We start from the raw sequence: 18805 nt of genomic DNA on the forward strand, positions 1-18805 counted from the left end.
ATTATGAATAATTTATTTGTATATTGCGAAATAGAAGAAGGCAACGTAGCAGATGTCAGCCTGGAACTTCTAACCAAAGGCCGTTCGTTAGCTAATCAGTTAAACTGTAAATTGGAAGCTATCGTAGCCGGATCAAATTTAAAAGATATTGAAAAACAGGTATTGCCTTACGGAGTTGATAAACTTCATGTATTCGACGCTCCGGGCTTATATCCTTACACTTCCTTACCTCACACATCAATCCTCGTCAACTTATTCAAAGAAGAAAAGCCTCAGATATGCCTGATGGGTGCTACCGTTATCGGTCGTGACCTCGGTCCTCGCGTGTCCTCTGCATTGACAAGCGGTTTAACAGCAGACTGTACAGCTCTTGAAATAGGTAATCACGAAGACAAGAAAGAAGGTAAGACTTACGAAAACCTACTTTACCAGATACGTCCGGCATTTGGAGGTAATATCGTAGCTACTATTGTCAATCCGGAACATCGCCCGCAGATGGCAACAGTACGGGAAGGCGTAATGAAAAAGCAAATTCTTTCCGCCGACTATAAAGGTGAAGTTGTACGCCACGACGTGAAAAAGTTTGTTGCCGACACTGATTATGTAGTAAAAGTAATCGAGCGTCACGTAGAAAAAGCCAAAAACAACTTGAAAGGCTCTCCTATTATCATTTCAGGAGGCTACGGAGTCGGTTCTAAAGAAAACTTCCAACTCTTATTTGATTTGGCAAAAGTTCTGAATGCAGAAGTAGGTGCAAGCCGTGCCGCCGTAGATGCCGGTTTTGCTGATCATGACCGCCAAATTGGTCAGACCGGAGTAACGGTTCGTCCGAAATTGTATATCGCCTGCGGTATCTCCGGACAAATCCAACATATTGCCGGTATGCAGGAAAGTTCCATGATTATCTCAATCAATAACGATCCTAATGCTCCGATTAATACAATCGCCGATTATGTAATCAATGGTACCGTCGAAGAAATTGTACCTAAAATGATTAAGTATTATAAGCAAAACAGCAAATAGCAACATGAAGCTTATTCAATTCATAACTATTGCCGCCTTATTCGGGTTTTCGCTTGCTCTTCAAGCTCAAGACACCATTTACGTCAGCAAAGACAACAAATGGGTCAAGAAGGCTAAAAAGGCAGAAAGATACCTTGTACTTACTCACGAAAAGAATCTGATAAAAGTAAGTGACTATTTATTAGATGGGACAATCAGGAGTACAGGAACTTATTCCGCTTTTGGTGAAAAGAGTAATGACTGCAAGAAAGAAGGAGTACTTACCCAGTTTTATCCAAATGGAAATACTAAATCCGTTCGTCACTATAAAAACAATCAAAGGAGTGGAGAATATCGGAAATTTTACGAAGATGGAAAAAACAAGTTCCTTTGTAGTTATGTAAACGGGAAACGTGAAGGTAAACTAATGATGTACTATCCTGACGGCACTGTTTGGAGAGACGAGGTTTATAAAAACGGAGAATTGCAACAAGGACATTTATATGATGAACAAGGGCAAGAAACGGTTTATAAACCGATAGAATCTATGCCCCAATTTCCCGGTGGACAGGAACTCATGATGGGATACCTTAGAGCAAATCTTAAATATCCGCCTAAAGCTGCCAAACAAAAACAGGAAGGCAGGGTTATAGTACAGTTCGTAGTAAACAAGGAGGGACGTATCATACAACCCGAAGTATTACGAGGCGTCAATGAAGAATTGGATAATGCAGCATTGGCTGTAGTTAGAAAAATGGCACATGACATTACCTGGATCCCCGGAATACAAGACGGAGAAGCTATAAAGGTAAAATACACTATGCCGGTAACATTCAAACTTAATTAATTAAAACAAAATGGCTAATTTTTATTTAGATACTCCGGAACTCAGACATCATCTGAATCATCCGTTAATGAAAAGAATAGTTGAACTCAAGGAGCGCAACTATAGAGATAAAGATGAGTACGACTATGCACCTGTCGATTTCGAAGATGCACAGGACAGCTATGACAAAGTACTCGAGATTGTCGGTGAAATCTGCGGCGATATCATTGCTCCGAATGCAGAAGACGTTGACCATGAAGGTCCAACCGTAGCCAACGGACGCGTCACCTACGCCAATGGTACCAAGCAAAACCTCGATGCTGTCACTAAAGCCGGACTGATGGGGGTTGCCATGCCACGTCGTTATGGTGGTTTAAACTTCCCGATTGTACCTTATATTATGGCTGCCGATATGGTTTCACGCAGTGACGCAGGCTTCGAAAACTTATGGGGATTGCAGGATTGCGCCGAAACCCTTTATGAATTCGGTAATGAAGACCAACGTAAACGTTATATTACCCGTATATGCCAGGGAGAGACCATGTCTATGGACTTGACCGAACCGGATGCCGGCTCCGACCTGCAAGCCGTTATGCTGAAAGCAACTTACAGCGAAAAGGATGAATGTTGGTATTTAAATGGTGTAAAACGTTTCATCACAAACGGTGATGCCGACATACATCTTGTACTGGCTCGTTCCGAAGAAGGTACACATGACGGTCGTGGCTTGTCTATGTTCATCTATGACAAGCGCAATGGCGGTGTAAACGTTCGCCGTATCGAGAATAAAATGGGTATCAAAGGCTCTCCTACTTGTGAACTTGTATTCAAGAATGCCAAAGCCGAACTTTGTGGCGACCGCAAATTAGGTCTTATCAAGTACGTTATGGCATTGATGAACGGTGCACGCTTGGGTATTGCCGCTCAATCCGTAGGTATCTCACAAGCTGCCTATAACGAAGCGCTCGCTTATGCAAAAGACCGTAAGCAGTTCGGTAAGGCTATTATCGAGTTCCCTGCCGTAGCAGAAATCTTATCTATTATCAAAGCAAAATTAGATGCATCACGCACTTTACTTTATGAGACAGCGCGCTATGTAGACATTTACAAAGCATTGGATGATATAGCCAAAGAACGTAAACTGACTCCGGAAGAGCGTCAGGAACAGAAGACCTACGCTAAATTAGCGGATGCTTTCACTCCGTTGGCTAAAGGTTTGGGAAGTGAGTTTGCCAATCAGAATGCATACGACTGTATCCAAATCCACGGCGGTTCCGGATTTATGAAAGACTATGCCTGTGAACGTATCTACCGCGACGCCCGTATCACCAGTATCTATGAAGGTACAACACAACTTCAAGTAGTTGCAGCGATACGCTACGTTACTACCGGTGCATATCTTGCCCGCATCAAGGAATATGAAGCAATACCTGCCGCTCCGGAATATGAAGGTTTGAAGAACCGTTTGAAAGATATGGCAGACAAATATGCGGCTACCGTTGCCAAAATTACAGAAGCTAAAGATCAGGAACTTCTTGATTTCACAGCTCGTCGCTTGGTAGAGATGGCCGGATATATCATTATGGGACATCTTCTTGTACAGGATGCCGGTAAATCCGATTTGTTCGCAGAATCCGCACAAGTATTCGTGCGCTATGCAGAAGCCGAAGTAGACAAACACTCCATGTTTATCTTCCGTTTGGACAAAGACGATTTGGCTTACTACAGGAAATAAACCGATTTCTAAAAAGGGAGCAGAAAAGTCTCCCTTTATAAAATTTACCCCTGTCACAGTTAGTTGTAACAGGGGTAAATTCTTTATTGAGACTTTTAGTAGTCTCTTTATATTCTATTAAACAACAGATTTTAGTCTTCCAATAACTGTTTCAGAAAATCATCCAATTCCTCGTCCAATCCTTCCAGTAACTCATGATTGACCAAAAGAGTATCATCATCAATCAGAAGCAATTCGGCAATCGTTTCACGGTCTTCATCCACCAATACAAAAGAATAAGGCTTTAAAAGAGGAAGATTACGGATACAACCGCATTCCTGAAGCTGATTGACAGCGGCACGAAGCATACGCTCTACATTTTCATAAAAGTCATCATTATCATAATCCACCCACTCTTCGATGATAACCCTTGCCAATTCTTCATCGTCATCATCGAATATGATTAACTCACCGGAACCCTGTTTCGGTAAAAGATGAATATCCGTAACAACTGTTTGTTCGCATCCCATGGCGAATCTACTCACAGCTTCTTTCAGGGCTGACTCAATAAGTGAATGTGACTGCGTACTCAACTTCATATTAATCCGATTTTATCTACTTCTTTACTTAATTCAATCCAAAAGTACAAAAAAAATCAATCAAGCAACTATTATTGACTAAAAATCACCGCTAAATCTCATCATTTGGAGCTTTAGTTTCTGAATATTACTCAATCGGGTAGTCAAATCCGCCAGATAATACGCTATCAGCTTATAGTCACCGGTAGAAGTCTCTACCTCTCCCTTCTCATTTTTAGTCACTTTCTTTTCCGCTATCTCCGCCGCTTTATCCAGCCATTCCTTTGCTTCCTGTAAGTTATCTTTCATTTCACAGCAAAGGGCTATATTATAAGCCGCACGCATTTTCATTTTCTCGTTCTTCCGTCCATACACCTGCTCCCATAATTTCCTCGCTTCATCCCAATTATTCTCACGTACATATACGGCGGCATCTCTCATTTCCACAGCACCGCTGGCGTAATAATAACGGGTAACACTCTTCCAAGTCGGTAAAATATGCTTTACCGGAAGTGTCGCCGCAAACGAAGAACCTTCCTCAATGATACTCTTATCCACATTCCATGTACCTGTCACCCAATAAATACTGTCCGTATCCGACAAGGTTACAATCGGTTCGCTCTTGGTTGGGACATACACACGAGTCATTGTGCGTACGGTGGCATCTATCACTCCTTGCGGAAAAGGAGCATCCTCATAATAAATCACACTTTTCTTTAAATACAAATTCACTTTCTCCAAAGATAAAATCATATCGACTCCCAAACTCTCCGTCAGTTCCTTCACTTCACTCTGACTTAATTTAGTATCACGGGTAAAGTAATCTTTTGACCGCAAAGCCGAATCGCAAATAATCACTTCATCAAAATAATTACCTTCATACACGCTATTCGCCAGTTCCTCAGTGGCAGTCTTTCCATTTCCCTCAATGGCACCTATCAAGTTAGAAGCAGGAGAACCATTACTATTCAACTCCTCCAACTTACTGACATAATCACCTTGGGGAGTATTATTAACTACTCCAACCACTTTCACACCGGGAGGAAAACTAACGTCAGCGGGTTGCAGGTAGTCAATTGAAACCGTATTGACAACCGTACACGAGGTAAGGAACGCCAAAAACAAAGAGATATATAAAATCTTTTTCATAATTGCCTGATTCTTATTCAACAAAAATACAATTTTTGATCATACCACAAAGTTAAAAGCTATGAATAATTACAGAAAAGCCCCGAAGATTAAATATCTCCGGGGCTTTTATATCAATTCATCAAAAGATTACTTACATATTCTTCCCGTGACAGTTTTTAAATTTCTTTCCGCTACCGCACGGACAAGGGTCATTACGCCCTACAGTCTTTTCCGCACGCATCGGCTCACGTTTTACTTCACGTGTATCACGTTGAGCAGCCGCCTGCTGATTCGGATCACTCAAATCACGTTTTTCTTCATGATATTGAGGACGTTGCTGACGAGGTTCCGGCGCAGCTTCACGCACCTGTTCGGGTTCTTGTACAGGAATCTGACCTCTCATCAATACGGAAACTGTCTGGTTGTTAATCTTATGAACCATACTATCAAACAAGTTGACAGACTCCAGTTTGTAAATCAAAAGCGGATCTTTCTGTTCATAGCTGGCATTCTGTACGGAATGTTTCAGTTCGTCCAGCTCACGCAAGTTTTCTTTCCATGATTCGTCGATAGTATGCAGCAGGATTGCTTTTTCAAATGCTTTCACTACTTCCTTACATTCACTTTCATAAGCGGCTTTCAGGTTACATGAAATATTATACATACGTTTTCCGTCGGTAATAGGAATCATAATATTCTCATACATGTGTCCTTGCGCCTCATATACTTGTTTGATAACCGGATAGGCAACCTGTGCCATACGATCCGTCTTTCTCTTGAAGTTCTCCATGGCAAGGTCAAATGTCTTATCTACCAACTTTTCGCGCTTTTCATTACGGAACTCCTCCTCTGTAAACGGAATCTCCATCGCAAAGTTCTGGAGCAAATCCATCTTGGCTCCTTCATAATCATTGTTCTCGATGGCATTGGCACATCTGTCCCAAATCATATTAACAATATCCATACCGATACGTTCACCCATCAAGGCATGACGACGTTTGGTGTAAACAACCACACGCTGCTTGTTCATCACATCATCATATTCCAGCAAACGTTTACGGATACCGAAGTTATTCTCTTCCACTTTCTTCTGGGCACGCTCGATGGAGTTGGAAATCATCTTGTGTTCGATCATCTCACCCTCCTGGAAGCCCAGTTTATCCATTACGCTTGCGATACGGTCTGAAGAGAACAAACGCATCAAGTCATCTTCCAAAGAAACAAAGAATACGGAAGATCCCGGGTCACCCTGACGACCGGCACGACCACGCAACTGACGGTCTACACGACGAGATTCATGACGTTCCGTACCAATGATAGCCAAACCGCCGGCAGCTTTTACTTCCGGACTCAGCTTAATATCGGTACCACGACCTGCCATATTGGTAGCAATCGTCACAATACTCTTTTGTCCTGCCTGTGCCACGATGTCTGCTTCCTTCTGGTGCAACTTGGCATTCAATACATTATGTTCTATCTTACGCATGGTAAGCATCTTGCTCAACATTTCGGAAATCTCGACAGAAGTCGTACCGACCAAAACCGGACGTCCTTCCTGAACCATCTTTTCTATTTCCTCGATCACCGCTTTATATTTCTCACGCTTCGTCTTATAAACGCGGTCATTCATATCATGGCGTGCTATCGGACGGTTGGTAGGAATTACCACCACATCCAACTTATAGATATCCCAGAACTCTCCCGCTTCCGTCTCTGCCGTACCGGTCATACCGGACAACTTGTGATACATACGGAAATAATTCTGTAAAGTAATGGTAGCAAATGTCTGCGTAGCAGCTTCCACCTTCACATTCTCTTTTGCTTCAATTGCCTGATGAAGTCCGTCGGAATAACGGCGGCCTTCCATGATACGGCCGGTTTGTTCATCCACAATCTTCACCTGTCCGTCAATGACAACATATTCATCGTCCTTTTCAAACATGGTATATGCTTTCAACAACTGATTGATGGTATGTACACGTTCCGATTTAATAGCGTAATTGGTAAGCAATTCATCTTTCTTCGCCAACTGCTCTTCCGGTGTCAGGTTCGTTTCATTTTCCAGTTCCGATAGCTGAGAAGTAATATCGGGAAGTACGAACAAAGTAGGATCTTCCGCATTTCCGGTAATCAAATCGACACCTTTATCCGTCAAGTCCACACTGTTCATCTTTTCATCAATAACAAAGTACAGAGGTTCCACCGCCTCAGGCATACGTTTGTTATTCTGTTCCATATAGATCTCTTCCGTCTTCAACATTCCGGCCTTAATACCCGGTTCACTCAAATATTTAATCAACGCCTTATTCTTCGGAAGTGCTTTATGGCTACGGTATAATGCAAGGAATCCTTCTTCCTGTTCTTTTTTATCAGAGGATGCAATCAATCTCTTGGCATCCGTAAGGAACTTGGTTGCCAATGTTTTCTGAACCCCGACCAAACGTTCTACCAACGGACGTAACTGCTCAAACAACTGGTCTTCACCTTTCGGCACCGGACCGGAAATGATAAGCGGTGTACGGGCATCGTCAATCAACACGGAGTCCACCTCATCGACAATCGCATAATTGTGCTGGCGCTGTACCAAATCTTTCGGACTGATTGCCATGTTATCACGAAGATAGTCGAAACCGAATTCATTGTTAGTACCGAAGGTGATATCCGCCAAATAAGCCTGACGGCGTGCTTCCGAGTTCGGCTGATGCTTGTCGATACAATCAACGCTCAGTCCGTGGAACTCATAAAGAGGTCCCATCCATTCGGAGTCACGTTTTGACAAATAATCATTCACCGTAACCACATGCACACCATTGCCGGTCAACGCATTCAAGAATACCGGAAGGGTTGCCACCAAAGTCTTACCTTCACCGGTTGCCATTTCCGAAATCTTACCTTGGTGCAGTACCACACCACCAAAGAGCTGTACGTCGTAGTGAATCATGTTCCAAGTCACTTCAGTACCTCCGGCAAGCCAGTGATTCTGATAAATCGCCTTGTCATCTTCAATACGCACAAAATCTTTTGTTGCAGCCAGGTGACGGTCAAAGTCCGTAGCGGTAACTACGATTTCGGCATTTTCCGTAAAACGTCTGGCTGTTTCCTTTACGATAGAGAAAGCCACGGGAAGTACATCCTCCAATGCTTTTTCATACTTTTCAAGTATGTCCTTCTCTAATTTATCTATCTGAGTAAATAAATCTTCTCTGTCCTCCAATTCGGTAGCTTCCACTTTCGCTTTCAATTCCTCAATCTTGGCACGTTCTTCGGAAGCCGAATCATAAATATATTTTTTAAGTTCCTGAGTTTTGGCACGAAGTTCATCGTGGCTTAGTTTTTCAACATCCGGATAAGCAGCCTTTATCTTTTCTACCCAAGGCTGGATTTCTTTCATATCACGAGTCGACTTATTGCCGAATATTGAACTTAAAAATTCATTAAATCCCATTGTATATAAATTTATTGTTTTTACTGTTATTATTAATTGCCGCAAAGTTACATTAAAATGCTGATTTATCAGTATTTTAACCCATCTATTTTTACTTGCAGATATTTGTCAGGGGTGCAGTTTGGCAAGCATTCGGAGCCCTTATTCTCATAAAATGAGCCAATGTAGGGGCTATACAATCAACATTAACAGGTGTCTGGATAATTTCCGGTTTGACGTTGCCGCCCAAAAAGATGAGAGGAGCAGGTATATATGATTTCCTTACAAGCTTGTTGTTCGCCGGATTCTCTTGCACAATCGTCCATCCGGGTAAAACGTCTATCAGCAAATCTCCGGAGCGTTTACGGTTGTAGGAATTACGAATACGGTACACTTCCGGTGTCCATGCACCGAGCAACAGACGGTAAGAAGTATAAACTTCGTTTACTCCGCTGAATTGAATCAGGAAGTCCGCCGATTTACTGATCACTTCCGGCAGGCTCAACTGCTTGTCTTCTATCAGTTTCTGATTCAGATAGATCTGCAAACCGTGATGTGCCTCCACATACTGTCCCTGACCGTATATCGCCATCAGATACATATTGAGCAAAGCCGCACAACGGTTCGTATGAAACTCTCCGGTCGGTATTCTGTACTTATTCAAGTCCGGCGCATCGCCATCCGTATATCCGGTAGAGGTAATAAAGAAAACGGTATTATGCAGACCTACTTTCTTGTCGATAACATCCAGCAAATCGGCTATGCTTTTATCCAGACGAACATAAGTATCCTGCATCTCCAATGCCGCCTCCATCGCTGTCTTATGATCGTAATTACCCGCATAATAGGTCAGCGACAGCATATCGGGCGTTTCATCCTCTCCCATCGGACAACTGTACAAACACTCGGTAGCCAGCAGATTTACTTCATCGTTGATATAAGGACTCGTCTTCAGTTTTCGGTATTTGCTCTTCTTTTGGTCATCAAAATGATATTTGAATCCCTCTTGCGGCCATTCCGATTTCAGAAAACGATACATTTCCACCGGGTGATGTGGCGTCCACGTCATATCTCCGATACGGAAATCCAATCCTTTCTGGTCATTATACCGCGTCACCCAATAAGGGAAATCCGCATAATACGTAGTCCCGCACCATTTTCCGGTTTCATCATTCATCCAGAAAGCGCCGTTACCGGCATGTCCTGCCGCAAGAATCGCAGCTTCCCGGTAGGGCGCAATGGCATAGACCAGCGCATTCCCCTGCGTAGCTACTTTCAATTCATCGGCAATGGTGGAAGTAAGCAGCGCAGAAGCGGAAGTCGTCTCATCCGTATAAATACCCATGAAACTTTTATCTTCCACACAGTTCACCGGACGGGTGCTCACCCTGTCAATCCAATCTTGCGCTATGATTCCGTTAATACCGGGAGGCGTCCCCGTATAAATAGCCGCAACAGAGGATGCTTTATCTATATTGGTAAAATTGAATTCCGCATTTTGATATACCCTCCCCTCTTTCCATAACCGTTTGAAACCTTTTTCTCCATACAGGGAAGAAAAAGCCTCGATATAATCCGTGCGCAACTGGTCGATGGTCAGTCCCACTACCAATTTGGGAACGGACGGCACCGTTTGCGCCTGTAATCCGGTAAACGTTAAAACTGTTATAAGGGATGTAAGTAATCCTTTCATTATCTTTTTTTATACATCAATATCAAGTGACTCGCAGAGCGTATCCACAAACTTGCGGCCAAAGGTAATACAGCCGGATTGAATTTTTGCGGCATAAGCCAAAAAAGCGAGATAAAAAGTGTTAAAACCGCCAAATTCACCCAATGATACCAGTCTTTTTTCCTTTTTATGGAAAAATAAACCATAAAAGGCAGGTAGAAAAGGTGTATCGGATTCAGACATAAAAGCAGATAATTAGGACTTACCGCAGGATGCACGGAAAAGAACACGAGAAATGCGATCACACAACCCGCAAGCCCCGCCGCTCCGAATAAGACGATATCCACTCCCCACAACATCTTCCTCCTCCAGACTCCGTATATACTTATCAATAAAGTAAATACGAACAACAACCATCCCGCCTGCATCGGAGTCAGCAGAAAGCGTTCCGAGTCCTGCGCTCCGGGTGGGATAATTTCAGTGACAGATCCGGCCAACAAACGTTCACTTCCGTCATTTCCCAATATACGCGCCCCATCCACCGCATTCAACAAATAGAACGGGGCAAACATCTTTTTCCGATAGTCGATAGGTTCGTCTATTCCACTGCCCAGGCACAAATCTATGCCGAACTCCGACCACTCATATCCTTTTGTGTACTGATGAATGATATCCCGAAAAGTAAGCGGACGGTTGTCCTCATTATAAACAATTTTCCCCTCGATACAATCCTCCACCCTGTCGCGGGCGCGGGTGGTACAATTATCAAACAGGTAGTTATAACGGTACGTACGATTCTCTTTCCGGTAATTATTCTCCAGAATCTGCCATAATTTCTCCTTTTCCGCAGGAAGTAAGTTTAAGGCCTGCTGATAAACAGCAGAACCGCGCATGGCGTACTCCCCCTCGAAATAACGGTATTCCGTCACTCCCAACTGATAGTCCGTTTCCCCCTTCACAAACCGCCATATAAAATTAGGCGTATTGAAGCTGAACATACCATAGTTAAACACAATATCCAGTCCTTTCCGAGGATCTTCATAGCGCAAAGCCGTATGACCGAACAGCGAATAAATCTCCGTACCGGGCGAACAAGTCAAAAGACTTATGCGCACGGAATCAGACGTTTCCGCTTTCAATTTCACTCCTGATGCCAGCAGGAATAAGGCACATACGGACAGCACCCAAACTTTCCATTTACACATAATATACAACGGATTTTGTTACAGCCGCAAAGATAGAATAAATATGTGAAAACCCGTCACCTTTTATATACCAAGTCGGGCACGTTCGGTTATCCTGATTGCTCCTGCAATGAGGGCCTCCTCCACGAGGGCGGAACGGCAGTTTCCCATCTTTCTATTCGTTTGACCATGCTCATCCTTCCGTTTAGCCCGGCTCAAACGACAGGTTTCCCATGGTGAAACGCAAGATCGCCCGAAGCCGAACGGAATAAACTTCCGATTGCTTGTTACAAAGATACGACATAAAAAAGCGCTTGTCAAGTCCCCCTAAGTCATTCAAGCCCTCTTCAATAGATAAGTACCTGTCAGACATTCCCATAGCTTGTTAATAACTTTGTTTTCCTGATGAAAACCGATTAAAATATTAATTCTGTTTTCACTACAAATAGCGATGTGTTTTATACCCATATATCTATATAGATATATATATGGGTGTAAGTTGGGAGATTTTATTTTACAAGTGTTGGGGTGAAGAGAAAGTATTTTCATTTTCCTCCTAATTCTTAAATCAAAGTTCAACACGTCACCAGCAAGTTACACTATATTATATAAATAAGTAACCAATAGGGTGATAAAAGAACAGAAAAGAAAAGAAGTATTAAAAGCATTACATAGGATGAAATTATTTTTTTGAAAGGAGGAAATCAACAAATGAAAATTCCAACATGATTTAGGTTAATTAATTCCGACTTAATCTGACAATTTAAGAGCAAACACTTATTATAAAAAAAAGAGGCTTTCTGCAAAAAAGTACATATCACCTTTTTTTTATCTTTGTCATACATTGCTGTTATTATTTTATCCTTTCAATTTTAATTGTCATCTTCTAAGAGAAGTCTATTTAGAAATAATTCCATATCAGACAAATTTTGATTGACATCTTCTATTGTTACATTATTTCCTTTAGTAGCACTCCAAATTTCTAAAGGTGTCCAATAACTATACCACTGTTCAACCATTTTTTCATTTTTGAATTCTCCTGCATCTAAAGTACCTTCCAGACTATACACAAGGTCATAGTATGGTAATTCCCCTTTACGGTAGGCCTCTATAGAGTCTAACATACTCTGCAAAAGCTTTGATTGATATTTATTAAATAGCATTTAGTGTCCTAATTTGATTACAGATATAACTCGTGTCCCTCCTGGATTGGTGACTACTTGAATATTTCCAAAAGTTCGAACAACTTCAGATGCTGTATTTCCTCTTGTCACTTTTCCGTATTTAATGGCATTTTCAACAGCAGAAGGTGGAACACCCCGACTGAATGATGTTTTGCCTTTCATTATAGTACCTACAGGTTGCATCCTTTCCAATGCATGAGTTGTGTATTCAATGCCATTAATGGATGTTCTGCCTCCACTGGCAGCCGGCCAAAGACTCATTCCTCCCTTTGTTACATTTTTTATTAGCAAATTCCTTCCTAAAGTCCCTAATGCACCAGCTCCACTTGAAATCATCTCGGCTGTTAATAATGCTTGTCCGACACTTTTCCCGATCTTTGATGTTTCCCGATTGACCAATCCGTTAAATAATTCCGACTTTGAATTTTCCGACAAAGGACTATCCTTACCCAAATACTGATTCTGTAAAGCTGCATTCGAAGATATCAAATCAAATGCATTCACCGCTTTGTTCGCCATTATTCCGGCATTCTGATAGGCGTTAAAATACATTTCGCCCATCTGTATTGAAACTGAAGATCCAATATTTGTATAATTTTCCAATTCATCGTGTCCTTCTTGCCAGTAATAATTCCCCGTTTCATTATGCTGATACCAATCCATTCCGGATGGATCAATATAGTTCACAGGATTATTATTGCAGTAGGCATACGGACTGATAGAATAATATCTTTCCGCATGGGGGTCAATTGATATGAATCTGCTGACCGTTTGAACATCCATTGCAGAATTCAAAGTATCCGGTTCAACTAGCCCTACAATTTTATCTGTTTTTGTATCGAACTTTACCGTACCGATTTCAACAATGCGGTCTTTATCATGATATTCGTCAAAACGACCATTGCTCAATGTTGCCATTTTAGGATGATAACCATAAACAGCAAAAGGATTTTGCGCATATCCCGCCATCCATGCGAGCAGGAATAGCAATGACAGAATATTTTTTTCCATACGCTTTTATTTCTTGAGTTGAATAATCGGTGATAATTGATTCTCTGGTAATGTTTTCTCTTTATTTAAACGCTGCAACCAATCGTGATACATTTCCGCCGGCATTTTCTCATATCCCAAACTGTCTATTCTTTCATAAGATTGGATCATTTGCTGATATAATCTGTATGCTTGCGGATATTCCGGCAACTGTTCTTTAGAAGGTCTGCCACAAATATCGATCAAATATAAAGCCTGTGCCGTTTTATTGTTGGCATACAATTGATAAGCCGTTAAATCGGATGGCGTATATTTCAGTACTAAATTAGAATTTTCTTCTACAAAACGGTCATAACCATTACAAGCGATATAATAAAAAGACAAATCATTCAACATATGGGCAATTGCCTGTTTTGTAGATTGAGGGTTTAGATAAATACCTGTTTGAATCGCTTTCGATTTGATAAAGCCACTGTTCATATAAAAATCATCTGTTACGATTGCTCCTTGGGTAAGTTCCAAATTATACCAACGGTTCTTTTTATCTTTAAATTTCACGAATGAATGGCTAGGAGAAAAACTCCAGAAAGCTTCTGCACCCAATTCCTCGGCAAGAATAAGAAATAGCAGAGGCATGGAATGGCATTGACCGGTATTTTCGCTTAGAAGTTTAGATACCATATAATTACTTTTATTGTTTAGGGCCATATAATCGTCGAAATCATACTTCATAGGATGGTGAACAATTGTTTTCTCAGTTCCCGGTTCTTTTACCTCGATAACCTCTGTCATGACACGGAATGCCATCATCAACTTTGCCAAACCATCATTTGTGTCTAGTTTCTCTTCATGCATCTTTAGCAGACATATACGTTTCAGGTTTTGGATTGCCGCATCGTATTCTTCATATTTCATTTTATTTTGGAAGAATGCATTTTCTGTAATAAATATGGTCCGTTTCAAGCTTAACTTTCTTTTACCCTCCAACATTTCTACTATTTCTTTTCGGGCATTATGAAAATATTCGGTTCCGGGATTTGTTGAGAAATCGGGAAGAGGAATATCATTGGACTTTAAAAATTCCCGCAAAGCGAGTTGGCGGCTGATTTCATTCCGTTTACGCTCATTCTCCATGACATCCCGAATAATAGCTTCATTTCGTCTCTGGGCGGAATTATTTATGGAAATTGATGAAATTATATCTGGAAAATTCGGTTCAGAACCTCTTAACATATTATCGTATCGACCCATAGTACCCTGTTGTGGAGTTGGTATTTCCGGTACTTGTCCCCAAATTATAGTTGACTGCAACAACATGACTACTATGATACACCAGAAAATCTCTTTATGAAAAACTTCTTCAATCATAATAAACTTATTGAATGTTTTTCAAAGGTAAATATATTTATTTAATTTCCATTACGGTTTAACCCTTTTTTATTTGAATTTTTTCTATTCCGGCTTAGAGATTGCAACCACTCCAGATACATCTTTTCGGGCATTTTACGATAACCTATTTTATGGATATATGAATAAAGTTTTTCTACTTCCTGATAATATTCCTTTCTTCCCGTTTTCTTAAAAATATCAAGTAATGTTTCCGCTTTAAGTAATAAGGCGTTCACATAATCAGGAAAAGCAACCAAAGTTCGATTGCAACACATCAACACAAATTCAGGGTCATAATCCGATATATGCTTATGTTTATATCCTTCTGCCAAATCGGTCATGCAAAGGGCAACCGTATTTTTCCGTGACAAGGTATCCATATAAATACCTTGTCGAATCGCATCGGTATGAATATATCCTGATGCTTTTATCCAAATATCCGTAGGAAATTGACCGGATGTTAGTTCGACATTATACCACCCGTCAGCTTGATTATGCAATTTAATATAAGAGTGATTAGGGGCAAGTGCCAACCATGACTTTTCACCTAATTCCTCAGTCAGCAATTTATAAAATAAGGGCAAGGAATGACAATTGCCTGTCCTAGTATCCATTAAAGTGGAAACAAACATGTTGCTCCATTCTTTTTTACTGGCATAATCGTCGAAATTGTATTGAAAAGGTAGATGATACAATAATGTATTATCCGGAGCAAGTACAGGGATTGTATCAGTCATCATTTGGAAAATAGCTGCATGTACATTTACAGAATGAAAATCGGCATGGTTGTAACTGATTAATTTGTCTGAAGAAAGTGTCTTGACAAAAGCAACAAATTCATTAAGCCTTGAATCAAAATGTTCAAAAGATAAACCTTCATCAAAATATGCATTTTCAACTGTAAAAATAGCCTCTTTTAAGTCCATTGCCTTTTTCTCGGTCAGCATGGAATCCAATATATTATAACCTCTATAATAAGCAGAATCGATTTGCGCCCATAAATTATTTGAGATGACTATAAAAATAACAAGGCAAATCAGACGATACTTCAGAATCATAAAAAGAATGAATACTATATTTTTATTTATGCTTTTCATTTGGGCTAATTTATTTTGGTTCAAAGATAAACATATATTTATTTAATTGTATAATCTGAGGATAATTAAATCTATATGGTTTTGGGGTTCCGGAAGAACATATATTAGTTTGATAGTTTTCACCTTATACAAAATAAATTATCACGATATATCTAAAGCTATATATGGTTTTATATTAGTTCTTTTGTTTATTATAATAGTTTGTCTAAGAACAATTGTAACTTTTCATTATGTAGAATTAGACAACCATAATCTTATTATCCGCTTTGCATTTTGGAATAAGAAAGTTATACCGTATTCAGAGATACAGAAAGTCGGATTCTTTAAGATTCGTAGAGGTTATCATTTCATATTCATATTATTAAAGAACGGGAAAGAGATAAGAAGTAATGTAACTTATTTACTAAAAAAAAAGATTTTGAACAAATTGCAATAAGTCTGAGAGAAAAAGGAATTGATGCAGATTCTACGGTAAATTATCGAAAAGGTACATCAATAACACCTCGCTAATAATTCCATTCATCGGTTATTCATATCTTATCAGTTTTTTTCTTACCTTTGCAGCCCAATATTAAGAGAAAAAGTGAATTTAATAATCGATATCGGTAACACAGTCGCAAAGATCGCAGTATTTGAGGGGAAAGAACTGAAAGAAGTATTTTATGACTCCAAAAGTTCTTTGGATAGCTTACCCAAGATATGCCGTCAATATAAACCCGACAAAGGTATACTGGCAACAGTCATAGAACTGTCTGAGACTGTAAAAGAGCAGCTCGGGCAACTTGACTTTGAAATTCTAATTTTAAACAGTAAAACTCCTATACCTATCACCAACTTGTATGCCACCCCGGAGACATTGGGTAGCGACCGTCTGGCAGCGATAGTGGCAGCAAATGAGATATTTCCGGAACGGGATATTCTTGTAATCGACGCCGGGACATGCATTACCTATGAGTTAATTGATGCCAAAGGACAATATCACGGAGGGAATATATCTCCGGGAATGGCTATGCGCTTTAAAGCACTTAACCTATGCACAGACAAATTGCCGCTCATCAATGAAAAAGGAGCGATTCCCGAATTCGGAAACAGTACGGATACCGCTATACGTGCCGGAGTAATAAAAGGTATGGAATTCGAAATAAACGGGTATATTTCGCAACTTAAAAACAAATATCCCGGACTTTTGGTTTTTTTAACGGGCGGGAATGAATTTTCTTTTGATACAAACTTAAAAAGTATCATCTTTGCAGATAGATTTTTAGTACTAAAAGGTTTAAACAGAATATTAAGCTACAATGAGCATATATAAAAAGATACTTTGTGCATTCATTTTCATCTTACTAACAGGTAATGTTTTGGCACAAAGTAGTAGTGAAAACGGGAACTCTCCCAGCACTAACTCACCCTATACCCGCTATGGTTTCGGGCAATTGTCCGATCAATCATTCGGGAATAGTAAAGCTATGGGAGGAGTAGCATACGGTCTGCGCGACGGTTCGCAGATAAATCCGGCGAATCCTGCTTCTTACACTGCCATCGACTCACTTACATTTCTGTTTGACGGAGGTTTTTCCATACAAAACACAAATTTCAGTGAGGGAAAGGTAAAACAAAATGCCAAGAACTCAAGTTTCGACTATATTGCCATGCAATTTCGTTTGCATCGCAGACTTGCCCTGACACTCGGATTTATGCCATTTTCAAGCGTAGGATACAGTATCAGTACGGAAGAAAAAATAAACGGAACCCCTAATCCAAATCTGACAGCTTACAGTACATATAATGGTAGCGGCGGTCTAAACCAATTATTCTTAGGAGCCGGATTCAAGGTGTTTAACGGATTATCAGTCGGTGTCAATGCATCCTATTTATTCGGAACTATCACACATTCATCTCAAGTCAGTTTCTCCGACAACTCGTTTAATATGTCTAATAAGACGAACTCGATTAGAGTACAAGACTATAAACTTGACTTTGGATTACAGTACACGCAGAAAATAGGTCAAAAACAAAATGTCACTTTAGGAGCTGTTTATTCATTAAAGCACAAGCTGAATAATGACTCCTATAAAGCCACACAACGAGGAAGCATCAGCAGTTCCGGCAATTATATAGCACAAGGAGCCAACGTAGAAACAGTTGATGGTTTTGAGTTTCCACATTGTTTCGGGGCAGGCCTGACTTACGTTTATGACAAACGGCTGACTGTAGGTTTCGACTATACTTTACAGAAATGGGGAGATGTAAAATACTTCGATAAAGTGGGAGAAGAACTTAAAGATCGCTCCAAGTATGCATTGGGCATTGAATTCCTGCCCAGCTATACGACAAGAAACTATTTTGCCAAGATCAGATACCGGGTGGGGGCATATTACTCCGATCCATACGTAAAAGTGAGGAATGGCAAAGGAGCCGATGAATTTGGCGTATCTGCCGGATTCGGACTTCCAATATTCATGAATAAATCCATTCTCAACATTTCCGCTCAATATATAAAGGTGAAACCGCAAGTTAGCGGATTACTCGAAGAAAACTATATGAAAATTAGTATCGGGCTGACATTCAACGAACGTTGGTTTGCAAAATGGAAGGTACAATAATTAATAAACAA

At 40.5% G+C, this 18805-nt stretch carries 14 protein-coding genes; 5 read left to right on the forward strand and 9 right to left on the reverse strand.

What is annotated here, in order from left to right; genetic code table 11:
- Positions 1 to 3 precede the first annotated feature (3 nt).
- The 3 genes from DXB63_RS09345 to DXB63_RS09355 are packed head-to-tail and all read left to right on the forward strand — an operon-like array spanning position 4 to position 3563.
- The gene (locus tag DXB63_RS09345; RefSeq protein WP_122126148.1) at positions 4 to 1023 is read left to right on the forward strand and encodes an electron transfer flavoprotein subunit alpha/FixB family protein; all 1020 of its coding nucleotides are present in this window, start codon (positions 4 to 6) and stop codon (positions 1021 to 1023) included.
- A 4-nt stretch (positions 1024 to 1027) separates the two neighbouring features.
- Entirely contained in the window at positions 1028 to 1849 is an 822-nt protein-coding gene (locus DXB63_RS09350; RefSeq protein WP_122126149.1) for an energy transducer TonB, read from the forward strand.
- A gap of 10 nt (positions 1850 to 1859) precedes the next feature.
- On the forward strand, positions 1860 to 3563 hold the full coding sequence (locus DXB63_RS09355) for an acyl-CoA dehydrogenase family protein (RefSeq protein ID WP_122126150.1): 1704 nt from the start codon (positions 1860 to 1862) through the stop codon (positions 3561 to 3563).
- 131 nt (positions 3564 to 3694) lie between these two features.
- Here the strand turns inward: DXB63_RS09355 and DXB63_RS09360 are convergent, their stop codons facing one another.
- From DXB63_RS09360 to DXB63_RS09400, 9 genes are all read right to left on the reverse strand, one after another.
- Positions 3695 to 4141, reverse strand: coding sequence for a hypothetical protein (locus tag DXB63_RS09360; RefSeq protein WP_122126151.1), 447 nt, complete (start codon positions 4139 to 4141; stop codon positions 3695 to 3697).
- A gap of 78 nt (positions 4142 to 4219) precedes the next feature.
- A complete protein-coding gene (locus DXB63_RS09365; protein WP_122126152.1) occupies positions 4220 to 5269 on the reverse strand; it encodes a DUF6340 family protein in 1050 nt (349 codons plus the stop codon).
- A 133-nt stretch (positions 5270 to 5402) separates the two neighbouring features.
- Positions 5403 to 8696 (reverse strand): preprotein translocase subunit SecA, encoded by a 3294-nt coding sequence (gene secA, locus DXB63_RS09370; protein ID WP_122126153.1) that lies wholly within the window; start codon positions 8694 to 8696, stop codon positions 5403 to 5405.
- Between the two features lie 91 nt (positions 8697 to 8787).
- Entirely contained in the window at positions 8788 to 10368 is a 1581-nt protein-coding gene (locus tag DXB63_RS09375) for an alkaline phosphatase family protein (RefSeq protein WP_122126154.1), read from the reverse strand.
- On the reverse strand, positions 10368 to 11552 hold the full coding sequence (locus DXB63_RS09380) for a DUF4105 domain-containing protein (protein WP_122126155.1): 1185 nt from the start codon (positions 11550 to 11552) through the stop codon (positions 10368 to 10370). Before DXB63_RS09380 ends, DXB63_RS09375 begins: the two co-directional genes overlap by 1 nt.
- An 851-nt stretch (positions 11553 to 12403) precedes the next feature.
- Entirely contained in the window at positions 12404 to 12694 is a 291-nt protein-coding gene (locus DXB63_RS09385) for a hypothetical protein (protein ID WP_122348217.1), read from the reverse strand.
- Complete coding sequence (locus tag DXB63_RS18230; protein WP_233522838.1) at positions 12695 to 13726, reverse strand: RHS repeat-associated core domain-containing protein; 1032 nt, start codon at positions 13724 to 13726, stop codon at positions 12695 to 12697. It lies immediately after the preceding gene.
- A gap of 6 nt (positions 13727 to 13732) precedes the next feature.
- Positions 13733 to 15073 (reverse strand): hypothetical protein, encoded by a 1341-nt coding sequence (locus DXB63_RS09395; protein ID WP_122126157.1) that lies wholly within the window; start codon positions 15071 to 15073, stop codon positions 13733 to 13735.
- A gap of 41 nt (positions 15074 to 15114) precedes the next feature.
- A complete protein-coding gene (locus DXB63_RS09400) occupies positions 15115 to 16191 on the reverse strand; it encodes a hypothetical protein (RefSeq protein ID WP_233522839.1) in 1077 nt (358 codons plus the stop codon).
- Positions 16192 to 16774: 583 nt separating this feature from the next.
- On the opposite strand from DXB63_RS09400, the gene DXB63_RS09410 reads away from it, so the two are divergent.
- Positions 16775 to 17503, forward strand: a complete 729-nt coding sequence (locus DXB63_RS09410; RefSeq protein ID WP_122126159.1) for a type III pantothenate kinase — start codon at positions 16775 to 16777, stop codon at positions 17501 to 17503.
- Positions 17490 to 18794 (forward strand): hypothetical protein, encoded by a 1305-nt coding sequence (locus DXB63_RS09415; RefSeq protein ID WP_122126160.1) that lies wholly within the window; start codon positions 17490 to 17492, stop codon positions 18792 to 18794. Before DXB63_RS09410 ends, DXB63_RS09415 begins: the two co-directional genes overlap by 14 nt.
- Positions 18795 to 18805: the final 11 nt, after the last annotated feature.

The organism is Bacteroides sp. OM05-12, assembly GCF_003438995.1.
Lineage (GTDB): Bacteria > Bacteroidota > Bacteroidia > Bacteroidales > Bacteroidaceae > Bacteroides.

Excerpts from the sequence above, each read along its gene's own strand:
- DXB63_RS18230 (WP_233522838.1), bottom strand. The coding sequence starts at position 13,726 with ATGGAAAAAAATATTCTGTCATTGCTATTCCTGCTCGCATGGATGGCG.
- secA (WP_122126153.1), bottom strand. The coding sequence starts at position 8,696 with ATGGGATTTAATGAATTTTTAAGTTCAATATTCGGCAATAAGTCGACT.
- DXB63_RS09400 (WP_233522839.1), bottom strand. The coding sequence starts at position 16,191 with ATGAAAAGCATAAATAAAAATATAGTATTCATTCTTTTTATGATTCTG.
- DXB63_RS09395 (WP_122126157.1), bottom strand. The coding sequence starts at position 15,073 with ATGATTGAAGAAGTTTTTCATAAAGAGATTTTCTGGTGTATCATAGTA.
- DXB63_RS09375 (WP_122126154.1), bottom strand. The coding sequence starts at position 10,368 with ATGAAAGGATTACTTACATCCCTTATAACAGTTTTAACGTTTACCGGA.
- DXB63_RS09345 (WP_122126148.1), top strand. The coding sequence starts at position 4 with ATGAATAATTTATTTGTATATTGCGAAATAGAAGAAGGCAACGTAGCA.
- DXB63_RS09350 (WP_122126149.1), top strand. The coding sequence starts at position 1,028 with ATGAAGCTTATTCAATTCATAACTATTGCCGCCTTATTCGGGTTTTCG.
- DXB63_RS09385 (WP_122348217.1), bottom strand. The coding sequence starts at position 12,694 with ATGCTATTTAATAAATATCAATCAAAGCTTTTGCAGAGTATGTTAGAC.
- DXB63_RS09380 (WP_122126155.1), bottom strand. The coding sequence starts at position 11,552 with ATGTGTAAATGGAAAGTTTGGGTGCTGTCCGTATGTGCCTTATTCCTG.
- DXB63_RS09355 (WP_122126150.1), top strand. The coding sequence starts at position 1,860 with ATGGCTAATTTTTATTTAGATACTCCGGAACTCAGACATCATCTGAAT.
- DXB63_RS09360 (WP_122126151.1), bottom strand. The coding sequence starts at position 4,141 with ATGAAGTTGAGTACGCAGTCACATTCACTTATTGAGTCAGCCCTGAAA.
- DXB63_RS09365 (WP_122126152.1), bottom strand. The coding sequence starts at position 5,269 with ATGAAAAAGATTTTATATATCTCTTTGTTTTTGGCGTTCCTTACCTCG.
- DXB63_RS09415 (WP_122126160.1), top strand. The coding sequence starts at position 17,490 with ATGAGCATATATAAAAAGATACTTTGTGCATTCATTTTCATCTTACTA.